The following is a 13,640-nucleotide window of genomic DNA, read 5'->3' as shown; positions in this document are numbered from 1 at the left end:
GGGGTAGAGCCTTTTTCTGTTTCCTGGAATGAACAGTCAGTTATAGAGAACACTAATATGAGGTGTTTTCCTAATGAAGAAAGTTCTTATATTAATTATTGCCATTTCTCTTTTTGCCGTTTTATCAAAAACTAAAGCGATGATAAATGAATATGAGGAAATTACAAAATCTGATAAAGCAGATATTACCCTCTGTGCTAAAAAGATGAATGAAGCATATACAGATTTTAAAATTATTTTTAAAGGTGGTGTCCTTACAAGACCTTATTGGATAAATACAACAAGTCCTACTTGGTCACCTCAAATTATCTATGAGGATATCAATAAAGATGGAAAAAATGAGTTAATCATAATTTTGACCAAGGGTACTGGTACTGGAATATTAGAACGAGAAGTTCACGTTTTCCATATCCAGAATCAAAGAATAAAAAACGAGCTTGTTGAAGTACCAGTTGAAGTGCTTGTTGATAACCCGATTGCTATAGTGTTAAAAAACGTAAAGACTGAGTTATCACCTAACAAAGCCATTATTAGTATCGGAGAGAAAAAATTCACAATTAATGTTAAACCTTTAAAAATTGAACCTGAACATTTATTTCCTGATATATACTTTGGCAATCTTATCAATTTTGAAATAAATGACAATCAACTTATTGCGAAAATTGGAGGTCAAATTTCCCCAGCTGGAGGGAGTATAGGGGGTATTCAAATTACGTATATGTTTAAGGATAAAATGTATCAAGCAAAATCAATTGAATTTAATCCAAATGAATAATGTATTGTTAAATTAACAGGCGTTTCTATAATAAATTGAAACGCTTTTTTACTAACGGCGCAGGATAGTTAAAGAAGATTTAGGGTACGTTACTTATAAAAAGGAGTAACGTACCCTAAATGAAAAATCTATTCTTAATTAGTTTGTATACGTTTATATTTTCGTTCAGTCTTTCCATGTTATTAGGAAATCCTGTTTATTCACAAACTACATCTTCAGATAAAATTGAATATTTACATCCTGCAAATAAGGAAAAAGTTTTTGATGAAACTGTAGATGAATTTTACCAGGCATTAAGAGATCTAAAGTATCCTGTACATCAGGAGTTTTATCAAAGATTTAAGCAGAAGCCCAAGCAACAGCAACAGCAAAGAGATTTGGATACTGCTCTTTTTAAAGAAATGCCTGATGCATCTGTAAATATTAGAAAAAAGTTATTGTTTAATGAGATAGAAGGATTAAATTATATAACTTTTGATGGAAATATTCTTCGGCCCTACCCTGATATAGATATTAACTACCAGCAGACTGTTAGCCCTGATCGGCAAGTTTATTTCTTTTATTCCTTTAAAGACACAGACAAAGAATTTAGAGGTAGATATGCAATTTATGATGTTGAAACAAAGAAAATGGTAGCAGGTGGAGGTACTTATATGCCAAAGATCAATCTTACAAGGAACACTTACGATAAAGAAGGATAAATGTAGGTGAAGCATAACAAAAGAGCTTGTGTGTTTTTGCGCACAAGCTCTTAGATTGTGTGTGATGGAGTATTGTGTGGATTGTCGAAAAGTCGAGAATAGCCCTCTTTTAATAAGTAAATTTGACTTAAGTAGCTGTATCTTAACTCATGCTTTTATTAGCTAACTAAGTTAAAACTATAGATATGAAAGTTGTAATCCTACTCCAACTTCTCCTAAATTAGCAACTGTCGAAAGAGCTATTTTAGAGTGTAAATCTGTATAATGGCAAGCATGAAGCTTAGCAGGTTTAAGATTTTTTATATAATGAACTGTATTATCTAACTGCTCTTTCGTCGGATTTAATAGGTGAAATCCTCCAATAATATCAAATACTCTCTCTTCCTGACATACCTCTTTGGCATATTCTATAATGTTACATATCCCAGAATGTGCACATCCAACGATAATAACTAACCCTTCCGAAGATTTATAAACGATTGCTGTGTCATCCAAAACGAAGTCGTTAACACTCCCTTGATCTGTCACAACTTGCCCTATAGAATCTTTTCCTTCAAAATCAAATACTCTTTTAATTTCCCCTAGAAATACTAGTCGATCTGTTAGCCATAATGGTTCTTTAGTTAGTCGGACTGGAAAGTGTCTACTTAACTTTTCATGAGATAAGATACTCCCTATCTCTCCTACAGGATCAAATAATTTAGTGTTAAAAACCAATGGATGCCCAATAATCTTAGGCGTATTGTGGCGTATTTCTTCATTTTTTGCTTCCATATGTAGTCTAATTAAATGCGTCAGTCCCCATGTATGATCCACATGTCCATGCGACAAAACAACATAATCGAGATTTCTTAAATCAATTCTCATTTTATCTGCATTCTTTATAAAGACATCAGAATATCCAGTATCAAAAAGGATACGTTTATCATCCTCTTCAATAAAAAAAGAAAGCCCAGGTTCCCCTAAAAAATAGCGATCAATGAAAGTGTTATTATCTACTAAAACGGTTAATTTCATATAATATCCCCTTTTTTGTTAATTATAACAAAATAGAGTGAGGTCTGATCTATATGATTAATCTTTTTCTAGAACAATGCAAATCATAAATATTGAACTAACCTGTATCGTAAAAGGGGCTGGGACATAACTAAATGGTTCCTTCATAAAGCCGAATAATCTCTAAATTAACAAAACACGATAAATAGAAAAACCGAACTATTCCGAAACACTTCATGAGAGTTTCATTGGATAGTTCGGTATTTTTGTTGGCTGAAACACATTTGTCCCAGCCTCTTAAAAATAGCTTATTGTTTTGTAGAATAGCTTTTTCATCATCACAAAAGCGAACTACCGAGATTTTTACCTTTATCGTCTTTGCACATGCTAATACAAGTAATTAAGCTTACATTTCATTTGCAATCTGTTTAACAATTTCATCAATAGTTGGGATAGCTGAAGTTTTATTGGCCTGTGTCAAAATACTAAAGATATACCACTTGCCACTTTTTCCTTTTACATAACCACTTAAAGAATATGTTCCAGAAATATAGCCTGTTTTAGCAGATACACTATAGCCCTTCATACGATTTTCTAAAGTCGCACCAACAAGGCTACCCTTTCTTCCTGCATGCGGTAATGCATCTAAATATGAGTTATACCAGGATTTACTTCGAACTTTATATAATAATAGACTTTCTTGCATACTATTAACTCGATTTTGATGACTTAAACCTGAACCGTCTTCAAAATACCACTGATCCATAGTAAGCCCATTATCACTACCATATGTACGAATTGCTTGGATGCCAGCCGACCAGCTTCCTTCCCCGAGTCGCTCTCGTCCAAGTTGTTTTGTCAACATATCACCCATGCCATTAATGCTTAGCTTTAAATATTTAAAGTTAATATCAGTTAATGGCTTTGAATACGAAATACCTACTCGCTGTGCATTTTCAGGTACCTTCCCTGTTTCAAGAGGCATTGTTTGGATACCTTTTGCTACTAATTTTTCCCGAAATACATCGAGTGTATATAAGGTTGGATTAAAGACAGTTACATATGTACTTTTCTGTGAACCTGCTGGTAAGTTACCCGTTACAATGATTCGATCTGTACCATATTCTCTTGTAATTTTTACAGTACTTTTCTCGCCCTTTTTAACAATTTTTGTTTTGTTTACAACCGGGATAGTACTTGCAAACGGAACAAGCTGAACATTAGCCGTAGTGCCAACCTTTGAGCCTGTCACTTTCACTTGCACATTTGCAATATCATATTGATCATTTGGCGAAATCGTTAACGCTGAAATACGTGAAGCATAAGGTTGATCCTCTTCTTGAGGTACAATACCCTTCGGTAAGCGATCTTCATCAAACCAAGTATCATCCCCGATTAAAGAACCCGTAATTTTAGAGATACCCATTTTTTTCAGGCCATTGGCGAATGACTCTAAATGACTAGGTAAAAGCGTTGGATCTCCCCCGCCCTGTAAATAAATATTACCGTTTAGTACACCATCTTCAATTGATCCATCGACATATGTCTTCGTAGCAAAGCGATAATCAGGTCCTAATAAATCCAATGCAGCGGCACTAACTAAAAGCTTATGCGTAGAAGCAGGACGTATCATTTTGTCTCCATTATTATTGTAGAGCACTTTCCCTGTTTCTATATCTCGTACGGTAATGCTGTACTCGTTGTTCTTCCAATTCTTCGCAATAATGCTATTCACTTTTGTTGTCATCATTTGCTCACTAGCACCTGCCTTCTCAGGAAAGATGATGGTCGAGTAACAGACCATTAAAATCATTATTAAAAAATTAATTTTCTTTTTCATAGACCCTCCAATTGGCAAATTTCTACTTTTCACGCTTTTATTCTACGGAAAAAATTAGCATTTTACAATAAAACACTTTTTTATTTTACAAAGAATAATGTGTCATCTTTTTTATTCGACAAGAATAAACTGTAATAGCTAGCTAAATCATTTCGGGAAAGGAGTTGTTTTATAAATGGGTGCTAAATGGATAAAGATTTCAGTTTTATATTTAGTGATTGTTTTGGCCTTTGGACTGTTTATGCATTATACAATTCAACTCGAATGGAAGGCGACACATGCACATATTGGTGTAGTAGGTTGGCTAACAACTGGTTTAATCGGTTTAATTTATTCCGTATATAAAGATGCCGCCGAGACAGGATTAGCCAAAGCACAATTTTGGTTTTACAATATTGGATTGCCGTTCCTCTTAGTCGGTATGATGATGGTTTATATAGATGTACCGCGCTGGTTATTTGAACTCTTTGTATCTGGTGGCGGTATCGCAGTAGCAATTTCAGTGCTGTTCTTTGTTGTCAATGTCTTTAAAAATGTAAAATCTTAAATAGAAAGCCCCACTTTTTTCATAGAGTGGGGCTTCATTTATTTTATTGCAATGAATTCGCCTGCATTTGATACATTTTTTCGTAAATGCCGCCCTGCGCTAATAACTCATCATGTGTGCCACGCTCAACAATCTTACCTCGATCTAAGACAAGAATACGATCTGCATTTTTAATAGTAGAAAGTCGGTGAGCGATAATGAATGTTGTACGTCCTTTTTTTAGTACATCCATCGCATGCTGAATAATCTCCTCTGTTTCCGTATCGATATTAGAAGTAGCCTCATCTAAAATTAAAATAGCCGGGTCAAAGGCAAGCGCACGCGCAAAGGAAATTAACTGACGCTGCCCAGACGATAGTGTGCTTCCCTTCTCAATAACAGGCTCATCATAGCCATTTGGCAAGTTCGCTAAAACACGTTCCCCGCCAACAGCTTTTAATGAGGTTTCTATTTTTTCACGTGAAATTTTAGGATTATTCAGGCTAACGTTCGAAGCAATAGTGCCTGTAAATAAGTATGGATCCTGTAGAACAATGCCCATATGTTCACGCATTGTTTGACGAGGAACCGAAGTGATATCAATTCCATCAATCGTAATTTTCCCTTTAGATGGGTCATAGAAACGGAACAATAAGTTCATAATAGAACTTTTCCCAGATCCTGTATGACCAACTAAGGCAATGGTTTCACCTTGGTGTGCTTCAAATGAAAGGTTTTTCAATACGTATTCATCATTTTTATAAGCAAAAGAAACATCTTCAAACACCACATTTCCTTTATATCGAGGTAAACTTTTTTCAGATACCGGCTCCCCGTTAATATCTAACACCTCAAAGACACGCTTTCCTGCTACAAGTGAGCGCTCAAGCTGAGAAAATTGATTGACGATATTCGTGATCGGATTAAATAATCTCGTTAAATAATCAACAAAGGCATATAATGTCCCCGCAGAAATAACTTCCGTTGCCGTAAATGACTGTGTACCAAAGTAGATAATAAAAATAGTAAACATCGTAAGTCTTAATGCATTAACAAGGTTAAAGGAAGTTGCCGAATCAAGGAAAAGCAGCTTGCGTTCATACGCATAATGCTCATTATTCATGTCATCAAATTCCTTCGTCATTTGCTGTTCACGGCGGAATGCTTGAATAATCGTCATCCCTTGAATCGATTCATTAATCATTGCGTTAATATCGGCTATTTTCGTTCTAATAACATCATTATATTTCGAAGCAACTTTACGGTATAAAATCATCCATAAATAAACGATTGGTACCATAGTCAACGCTAGGAATGCCATTTTCCAATTTAAAATGAAGAGTGCGATATAAACACCTACAATAGAAATTAAACTCGTAACGAAGTTTGAAAGTACTTGAACATATAAATTACGAACAGCCTCGGTATCATTCGTGACACGGGCTACAATTTTCCCTGCTGGTAAATTATCGAAGTATTGAATTGGCAATGTTTGAATATGCTCAAATACATCCTTACGTAATTTTTGTACAACACGGTTGGCACCCATTTGTAAATAGATATACATAAAATAGCGTAAAACAGCTGTAGCTATTGCTAAAAGTAAATAGACAACTAATAGCCAAGTAATTGGTTTTAATTCAATGTGGCCAATTGTCATGTAATTATCAATGATATGCTTCGCAATAAACGGCCCAACAAGCTCCGTAAAGACGGCGATTGTTAAGAAAAATAGTCCAAGTAGTATCGGTTTTTTAAAATACATTGCATAGCGTGTTAAACGTTGACTCGTACTCATGAGGCACCTCCTTCTAGCTGCTGACGGTCAAATTGCTCTTTATACCATCCTTGTTGTGAAAGAAGCTGCTCATGTGTTCCCTGCTCTACAATTTGACCTTCATCTAGCACGATAATTAAATCGGCGTGCTGAATTCCTGATAAACGATGCGTTGTAATAATCGTCGTTTTGTCTTGTCGTTCTCGCTGTATATTCTCAATAATTCTTGCCTCTGTTTTGGCGTCTACAGCAGAAAGCGAGTCATCAAGCATTAAAATTTCAGGGTCTTTAATAAGAGCACGCGCAATTGAAACACGTTGCTTTTGACCACCTGAAAGAGATACACCTTTTTCACCAACAAGTGTCTCAAGGCCCATTGGTAAATTTTTTAAATCCTTTTCAAAGTATGCTGCACGAACCGCCTGCTGCAACTCAGACTGTGTAGCATCCTCTTTCCCAAATAAAATATTTTCACGAATAGTACGTGAGAATAGAACATGATCCTGTGGAACATAACCAATCCAGTCGAGTAACTGCTCCTTCGTTTGTGCAGTAATATCGACTCCATCAATCGATAGCTGTCCTTCGCCGATTGGATACTCGCGTAATAATTGTCGTAAGAAGGTCGTTTTACCCGCTCCTGTTTTACCAACAATTCCAAGTGTTTGCCCCTTTTTCAATGACAGCGAAATTTCCTGGAGATTTTTCACCTGACTCATTGGATATTGAAATGTTAAATCATCAAAGCCAATTGCACTTGGTGTCGAAATCATTCGTGGATTCGCAATATTCCGAACGTCCGCCTCATAGTTTAGCGTTTCTTGTACACGATCAAGAGAAGCGTTACCTTGTTGCATCACATTGATAAGTTCCCCAATTGCAAATATTGGCCAAACTGCTAGCCCCAAGTAAACATTGAACGTTACAAGCTGCCCAACTGTCATAGCCTCTGTTGCTACTAAATGAGCACCATAGCCAAGCGCTACAACATAACTAATCCCCGTACCGACCTTTGTAATCGGTCCGAATAAGGCGTTAATTTTTGCGGTATGCATATTTTTTTCATACACAATCTCGCTCATCTCTGCAAAATTTGTTTCGTCCTTTTTTTCTTGTACGTATGCCCGTACAACCCGCACACCTGCAACCGACTCTAGAACACTATCATTCAGCTCTCCAAAAACATCCTGCGCCTTCATATAGCGTTCGTGCACAATCTTCCCTAAATATTGAATAAGGATAGCCATGATCGGTACTGGCAGCATTGCAAAAAAAGTAAGCTTCCACGAAATCATAAAACCCATGGCAAAAATAATAAAGCCCATGTAGATTGTGGAATCAACCAATGTCATAATCCCGAAACCAGCGGTCAACGACACTGCGTTTAAATCATTAGTCGCACGTGCCATTAAATCCCCGGTGCGATTTTTTTCATAAAACGTCGGTGTCATGCGTAAAAAATGCTGCATAAGGTTTCGACGTAAAATTTTCTCTAAGTTAATAGCCCCTTCAAATAATCTGAATTGCCACACAAAATTAAGGGCATAACCCCCAATAATGATACACACGAAAATCAAAATATACTTCGTTAAAATAGCTGGTGTCATTTCTCCAGCAGTCAATATATCAATAATTGACCCTAGTAAATACGGTGGAACAACTTCTAAGCCACTCGCAATCATTAATAGCACGACAGCTATAGAATATTGCTTCCAATATTTCTTAAAAAACCAGCCTAATTTACTTAAAACATCAAACATACGTTATAACCTTCTTTCTCTAGTGCTGTTAAAGCTGTGCTACCCACTATCCAGAAATACCTTGATGAAAATCATTTTTTGTACTTTGTTTCGCATACACATGCACTCCTTTTTCATTGTCACTACAACCCTTTTTTGCAACAAAAAAGACACATACCCAAAAAAAGAGCATGTGTCTCTTCATAAAAGGTCAGGAGTTACCCATGCCCTTTATTTGCAACGCAAAATAAAAAAGTTAGAAGACATGGACAATGTATGCAGTTGTGCTTTGATATGATACTGGTAAAATTAACATCGTCATGCCCTCCTCTACTTAAGATTGTTATAGTGTTCTTGAAGATTATCACACTTTAGAAATATTTGTCAACCAACTAACTGTTATTTTTTACGTTTTTCAGGAAATAATTAACGCTTTAAAGCAATGAATTACTACAATTACAATCTTGGAACAAAGTAAACTAGGCACCTTAAATTTAGAATTTCAAACCTATAACTTTTTGTATTGACTTTAACGCAACGTAAGCCTTTATGGTTAGTTTGTATGAACCTAAAGGAGGAAATAAACATGAATGAATTTTATCAAATGCCCTTATTCGTAAAGCTAAAAGTAAGAAATATTGAAAAATCAAAGGAATGGTATGCAAACGTACTCAATTTCAATTCGGTATTTGATTTCCCAGATGCGAACGGAACAACTTCCATGACACATTTGAGAGGAGCCAAGTATCAAGATTTAATGTTATTAAAGGATGAAGAAGTCAGCACTTCTAACTCTGTCATTATTAATGTTTTCTCTAATAATATTCATAGTATTTATCTGGCTGCACTAGAAAATAAAACGAAAATCATTCAACAGCCGACAGTTCAACCATGGAATGCAAAAGAATTAACGATAGAAGATCCAGATGGTTATGTTTTTACAATAACTGAAAGTGTCGATTCCAATAAAGACTTCGATACTGTCATTGACAATGTTAATAATCAATCATAGTAATAAATTATGACATGATTGCAACAGCAGAAACAAGTTCATCTGTTACACTACTTGTGTGAAGCAGATGCTATATGTATACACGTGCGATGGCAGAGTGGCTAAAAGAATCAAGTTCCTTTTACGATGAAGGAAATAAAATCGGTAAGAAGTGTCCTTGATTCCTACAAATAGACAATACGATTGGCTGTGTTAACTAATTAACCTTTACTACTACTCCAACATTTACTATTATGGTTTGCCGCAGTTAAACGAAATAATAGAAACTGTCTTTATTTTCAAGAAGAGCGAAAGTCAACAATCTTCTATTTTTCAATTAAAACATGTTATTGAAACATCGCTGGAAGACCCTGTCGAACAAAGCTAGTTCGATAGGGTCCAAATCAATTTATCGGAACAATTTCAAGGTTTATCGCCCTAATTTTTAAATTTATCGCCTAACTTTTTTAATTTATCACCCAACTTTAATTTAACGCCTAACTATTATCTAAAATGGGTATCTCATGATACACTTTTTAATATAGACATTTTAATAAGGAGTCTTTACTTTGAAATCATTTTTAGCTGTTGGAATCGGCGGATTTTTGGGTGCCATCTGTCGATATAGCCTTGGTCTAGTACTTTCAAATAACGGTGGTTTTCCATTTGCGACACTTTGTATGAACTTAATTGGCTGCTTTTGTTTAGCATGGCTATTTACAACGTTTACAAAGCGAACACCTGTTATTATAGGAATTGGTACTGGCTTTTTTGGTGCTTTTACAACCTTTTCAACATTTTCTTTAGAAACGCTATTACTTTTGCAGGATAGTAAATGGCTACAAGCCGTTCTTTATATTTTTGTAAGTGTTTTTGGCGGTTTAGCTTGTGCATGGCTAGGATTTAAACTAGCAAAGGGGCGCTTCGTATGATAATGATTGGTATCGGTGGATTTTTGGGTGCACTAACAAGATTTTATCTAGGAAGATTGATTGTCCATACATACCCATGGGCAACATTTTTTATTAATATAACAGGTTCTTTTGCACTTGGCTTTCTATTTGCATTACATCCAAATGATTGGATTTGGCAGTTTATAGGGCTTGGTTTTTTAGGAGCATATACGACCTTTTCAACATTTGGTTTTGAATGTTTGCAACTCTTAGAGCAGAAAAAATGGAGGCAAGCGATTATTTATATATGCACTACAGTTTTATTCGGTTTACTTTTCGCGGCACTTGGCTTTGTCCTTGTGTAGCAGCATTTTTGAAATACTAGAGGTGATTTTTTGACACAGCCGTCCATTGAACAATTACAAGCGCTCGAAGCTGAAATTGAACAAACATTATATACTTTAATCGACTTAGAACTAGAAGAAAACTTTCCAGAAATGAATACTCGCTTTGCACAATTACTTGCAAAGGTTCAGGCTGCTCAGTTAATTGATTATAAACTTGACGTCCTCGTTGATCCTCAAGGATTGGCAACAGAAACATGCACTCTACTACAAAGTTTAATAGAAGCAAAGGCTAGACCACAAAAAAGACAACGCCTCCTAACACATCGTATGATTTTAAAAATATGGCTACGTAAAAATCAACGCTTTATGACGGAATTTTTACCACAAATGTTTTAGGTGAGGCGCCCCTCCAATTCTAAGGGCGCCTCCTTTTTCCCCCTTTCAGTTGTTAAATCAAGTTGTGCTGCGTAAAAACAGCGACACCAAAAATTCACGCTTTCCTATCCTCTAAACCTCTTACTTGTTCAATTTCCTTAATTAATATAGCTTTTAAACCAAGCTTGATTAAAAATATGTTGCAAAAATCGACTTTTTATTATAATATTTATTATTGTGAAAAAAAATAATATATTTGCTTCTTATCAAGAGAGATGGAGGGACTGGCCCGATGAAATCTCGGCAGCGGAACTTATGATTTAAGTTACTGTGCCAAATCCAGCAGGCAAAGGCTTGATAGATAAGAGGAGTGTTTTATAGATATAAGGCCTCTTCTTGTTGTTACAAGAAGAGGCCTTTTTATCGTAAAAAGAATGGACAAAAGACGTGTCCAATTTTATTTTTTGGAGGTAGACATGAAGAAAGAGAATCCATGGGCGCTGATCCCATTTGTTGTTTTTTTAATTTTATTTATTGGTTCAGGGGTTATTACAGGTGATTTTTACGCCTTCCCTGTCATTGTAGCCATTTCTATTTCAGGCGCTGTGGCTTTGGCAATGAATCGAAAAGAATCGTTTGCGCAAAAGGTTGATATTTTTTGCAAAGGCGCAGGAAACTTAAATGTCATGCTGATGGTCATTATTTTTCTCTTGGCTGGTGCCTTTTCAGCGGTAGCAAAAGGCATGGGGGCAGTGGACTCCACTGTAAACTTTGCTTTATCGGTCGTTCCGCCAAACTTACTTGTCGTAGGCTTGTTCATCATCGCCTGCTTTATCTCCCTATCAATGGGTACATCGGTGGGAACGATTGTTGCACTGGCTCCAATTGGAGTTGGGATAAGCGAGCATATCGACCTTTCCATGGCTTTAGTAATGGCAGCGATTGTTGGCGGTTCGATGTTTGGCGATAATTTATCTTTTATTTCAGATACAACAATTACTGCCGTTCGTTCACAAGGTGCACAAATGAAGGATAAATTTAAGGTGAATTTTTGGATTGTGTTGCCGGCAGCTATTGTAACGAGCCTTATTTTAGGAGTTATCACAATGGGTGAAACTGCACAAGTGGAGCATTTAAGCTATAGTTGGGTAAAAATTGTTCCCTATGTTTTGGTTATTATTTTAGCGTTAGCTGGAATGAATGTTTTCCTTGTTCTGGCATCTGGGATTGTTCTTGCCGGGGCTGTTGGCTTAGCGGATGGCAGCTATCACTTAATGAGCCTTTTTCAAAAGATCGGCGAAGGAATGTCAGGCATGTATGAAATGGCATTCCTTGCGATATTAATAGCTGGAATGGTGGAGGTTATTAAGTTTAACGGAGGGATTGACTTTCTACTTCACCTTGCAACAAAAAGGATTAAATCGAAAAAAGGTGCTGAATTTGGCATTGCCGGCCTAGTGGGTTTAACAAATTTATCTACGGCCAATAATACGATTGCTATTTTAATTGCTGGTCCACTTGCAAAAAATATTGCTGAACAGTATGAGATTGAGCCGAGAAAATCCGCAAGTATATTAGATATTTTCTCCTGTACGATCCAAGGTCTACTGCCATACGGAGCCCAATTCCTGGCAGCCGCAAGCGTAGCCGGAATATCGCCAGTGAGCATGCTGCAATACTCTTTCTATCCAGTCCTTATAGGAATTTGCGGAACCATTGCTATCCTCATCGGATACCCGAAAGAAAAGAAAGCCTGAGCTTCATCACTTAAAAAAAAATATTGTTTTACCATTAAAATAATCCAATTGTTTTGAAAGAAATAATCAAAACGATTGGATTTTTTATTTGAGGCTATTCATTTTTTGTGATAGAGATAATACTTAAAAGTTACAATTACACTTTCTCATTAGTTATTTCGTAGCGTCTATATTTGAACATAAATCCAATTCCAAGAATAGGTCCAATCGCTAATATTGTAAAGATCCACTCCCATCCAATGATCCTCAGTATAATAGGGATTAGATTTATTGAAAATATAGTAAGTAAGAAACCAATACACATTTGAAAAGTAAGGGCTGTACCTACATAATCAACCTCGGCTATGTCTGAAACTAACCTTCCTAAAAACAAAATCATTCTTTGATCTATACGAAAAGGTTGGATTGTCATTTACACAAAATTATTGACTGTCCCTTGATTAAATAATACCAAATACAGGATAAAATTCCTTCGTAAATCTTATCATTGATAAAATAAAAATAATCTACTATTATTTCTTATTGAAATAATAGTAGATTCTCATATTTTATACTATTAGTTACATGAAGCCTGCAGCTTACTGTTTGATGTTTGTAACCACTCACTTAATTGTCATGTTTACCTCTACCATTCATGGCATCATCATATGGTGTATAGGTCATAGTAGGTACTTTCTTTTTCACAAAAACGCGATATATTGCCCGAACCAAAATGCTTGAAAAAATCAGACTTACAATAAGCGCAACACTATTCCCAATATTCATTCCATCCTATCCTTTCTCACTGAGTAGTTAGTTATAGTTTTCCTACTTTGCAAGTGTACTACTAATTAATGTAGGCAACTGTACTATTATATTGTCATCAAACATTGGACATGCCTAGATTGTAATATAATGATCTAAAACACCCCAATTATTTTCGA

At 35.8% G+C, this 13,640-nt stretch carries 13 protein-coding genes and 1 riboswitch; of the genes, 8 read left to right on the top strand and 5 right to left on the bottom strand.

Annotation, left to right across the window (positions count from 1 at the left end; all coding sequences use genetic code 11):
* Window positions 1-73: 73 nt before the first annotated feature.
* On the top strand, window positions 74-775 hold the full coding sequence (locus ACIQ7T_RS11735) for a hypothetical protein (RefSeq protein WP_370081057.1): 702 nt from the start codon (window positions 74-76) through the stop codon (window positions 773-775).
* Between the two features lie 119 nt (window positions 776-894).
* Window positions 895-1,476 (top strand): hypothetical protein, encoded by a 582-nt coding sequence (locus ACIQ7T_RS11730; protein ID WP_402870479.1) that lies wholly within the window; start codon window positions 895-897, stop codon window positions 1,474-1,476.
* Between the two features lie 177 nt (window positions 1,477-1,653).
* On the opposite strand, the gene ACIQ7T_RS11725 is transcribed toward ACIQ7T_RS11730, so the two are convergent.
* Window positions 1,654-2,493 (bottom strand): MBL fold metallo-hydrolase, encoded by an 840-nt coding sequence (locus tag ACIQ7T_RS11725; protein ID WP_402870477.1) that lies wholly within the window; start codon window positions 2,491-2,493, stop codon window positions 1,654-1,656.
* 385 nt (window positions 2,494-2,878) lie between these two features.
* Window positions 2,879-4,312: a D-alanyl-D-alanine carboxypeptidase/D-alanyl-D-alanine endopeptidase gene (gene dacB / locus ACIQ7T_RS11720; RefSeq protein ID WP_370083414.1), complete on the bottom strand. Its 1,434-nt coding sequence runs from the start codon at window positions 4,310-4,312 to the stop codon at window positions 2,879-2,881.
* Window positions 4,313-4,487: 175 nt separating this feature from the next.
* On the opposite strand from dacB, the gene ACIQ7T_RS11715 reads away from it, so the two are divergent.
* Window positions 4,488-4,859 (top strand): hypothetical protein, encoded by a 372-nt coding sequence (locus ACIQ7T_RS11715; protein WP_370083413.1) that lies wholly within the window; start codon window positions 4,488-4,490, stop codon window positions 4,857-4,859.
* 43 nt (window positions 4,860-4,902) lie between these two features.
* Here the strand turns inward: ACIQ7T_RS11715 and ACIQ7T_RS11710 are convergent, their stop codons facing one another.
* A complete protein-coding gene (locus tag ACIQ7T_RS11710; protein WP_370083412.1) occupies window positions 4,903-6,636 on the bottom strand; it encodes an ABC transporter ATP-binding protein in 1,734 nt (577 codons plus the stop codon).
* Window positions 6,633-8,375, bottom strand: coding sequence for an ABC transporter ATP-binding protein (locus ACIQ7T_RS11705; RefSeq protein WP_370083411.1), 1,743 nt, complete (start codon window positions 8,373-8,375; stop codon window positions 6,633-6,635). The genes ACIQ7T_RS11710 and ACIQ7T_RS11705 overlap by 4 nt, the downstream gene beginning before the upstream one ends.
* Window positions 8,376-8,940: 565 nt before the next feature.
* Between ACIQ7T_RS11705 and ACIQ7T_RS11700 the strand changes: the two genes are divergently transcribed.
* From ACIQ7T_RS11700 to ACIQ7T_RS11680, 5 genes are all read left to right on the top strand, one after another.
* Window positions 8,941-9,366 (top strand): VOC family protein, encoded by a 426-nt coding sequence (locus tag ACIQ7T_RS11700; protein WP_402870471.1) that lies wholly within the window; start codon window positions 8,941-8,943, stop codon window positions 9,364-9,366.
* 548 nt (window positions 9,367-9,914) lie between these two features.
* Window positions 9,915-10,277 carry a fluoride efflux transporter CrcB gene (crcB, locus tag ACIQ7T_RS11695; protein WP_370083409.1) on the top strand — a complete coding sequence of 121 codons (363 nt, stop codon included), beginning with the start codon at window positions 9,915-9,917 and terminating at the stop codon, window positions 10,275-10,277.
* On the top strand, window positions 10,274-10,603 hold the full coding sequence (gene crcB / locus ACIQ7T_RS11690) for a fluoride efflux transporter CrcB (RefSeq protein WP_370083408.1): 330 nt from the start codon (window positions 10,274-10,276) through the stop codon (window positions 10,601-10,603). Before crcB (ACIQ7T_RS11695) ends, crcB (ACIQ7T_RS11690) begins: the two co-directional genes overlap by 4 nt.
* A gap of 30 nt (window positions 10,604-10,633) precedes the next feature.
* On the top strand, window positions 10,634-10,981 hold the full coding sequence (locus ACIQ7T_RS11685) for a hypothetical protein (RefSeq protein WP_197143467.1): 348 nt from the start codon (window positions 10,634-10,636) through the stop codon (window positions 10,979-10,981).
* Window positions 10,982-11,220: 239 nt separating this feature from the next.
* Window positions 11,221-11,328: riboswitch (SAM riboswitch) on the top strand.
* A gap of 108 nt (window positions 11,329-11,436) precedes the next feature.
* Window positions 11,437-12,717, top strand: coding sequence for a Na+/H+ antiporter NhaC family protein (locus ACIQ7T_RS11680; RefSeq protein ID WP_370083406.1), 1,281 nt, complete (start codon window positions 11,437-11,439; stop codon window positions 12,715-12,717).
* 606 nt (window positions 12,718-13,323) lie between these two features.
* Here the strand turns inward: ACIQ7T_RS11680 and ACIQ7T_RS11675 are convergent.
* Window positions 13,324-13,482: a DUF3951 domain-containing protein gene (locus ACIQ7T_RS11675; protein ID WP_370083405.1), complete on the bottom strand. Its 159-nt coding sequence runs from the start codon at window positions 13,480-13,482 to the stop codon at window positions 13,324-13,326.
* Between the last annotated feature and the right edge of the window lie 158 nt (window positions 13,483-13,640).

This window comes from Lysinibacillus sp. NPDC096212 (genome assembly GCF_044763105.1).
Taxonomy (GTDB): Bacteria; Bacillota; Bacilli; order Bacillales_A; family Planococcaceae; genus Lysinibacillus.
This window is presented reverse-complemented; position numbering and strand designations above follow the sequence as displayed.

Bases quoted from the DNA above. Each gene is read 5' to 3' on its own strand.
- ACIQ7T_RS11700 (WP_402870471.1), top strand. From the start codon at position 8,941: ATGAATGAATTTTATCAAATGCCCTTATTCGTAAAGCTAAAAGTAAGA.
- crcB (WP_370083408.1), top strand. From the start codon at position 10,274: ATGATAATGATTGGTATCGGTGGATTTTTGGGTGCACTAACAAGATTT.
- ACIQ7T_RS11735 (WP_370081057.1), top strand. From the start codon at position 74: ATGAAGAAAGTTCTTATATTAATTATTGCCATTTCTCTTTTTGCCGTT.
- dacB (WP_370083414.1), bottom strand. From the start codon at position 4,312: ATGAAAAAGAAAATTAATTTTTTAATAATGATTTTAATGGTCTGTTAC.
- ACIQ7T_RS11725 (WP_402870477.1), bottom strand. From the start codon at position 2,493: ATGAAATTAACCGTTTTAGTAGATAATAACACTTTCATTGATCGCTAT.
- ACIQ7T_RS11710 (WP_370083412.1), bottom strand. From the start codon at position 6,636: ATGAGTACGAGTCAACGTTTAACACGCTATGCAATGTATTTTAAAAAA.
- ACIQ7T_RS11705 (WP_370083411.1), bottom strand. From the start codon at position 8,375: ATGTTTGATGTTTTAAGTAAATTAGGCTGGTTTTTTAAGAAATATTGG.
- ACIQ7T_RS11715 (WP_370083413.1), top strand. From the start codon at position 4,488: ATGGGTGCTAAATGGATAAAGATTTCAGTTTTATATTTAGTGATTGTT.
- ACIQ7T_RS11680 (WP_370083406.1), top strand. From the start codon at position 11,437: ATGAAGAAAGAGAATCCATGGGCGCTGATCCCATTTGTTGTTTTTTTA.
- ACIQ7T_RS11730 (WP_402870479.1), top strand. From the start codon at position 895: ATGAAAAATCTATTCTTAATTAGTTTGTATACGTTTATATTTTCGTTC.
- ACIQ7T_RS11675 (WP_370083405.1), bottom strand. From the start codon at position 13,482: ATGAATATTGGGAATAGTGTTGCGCTTATTGTAAGTCTGATTTTTTCA.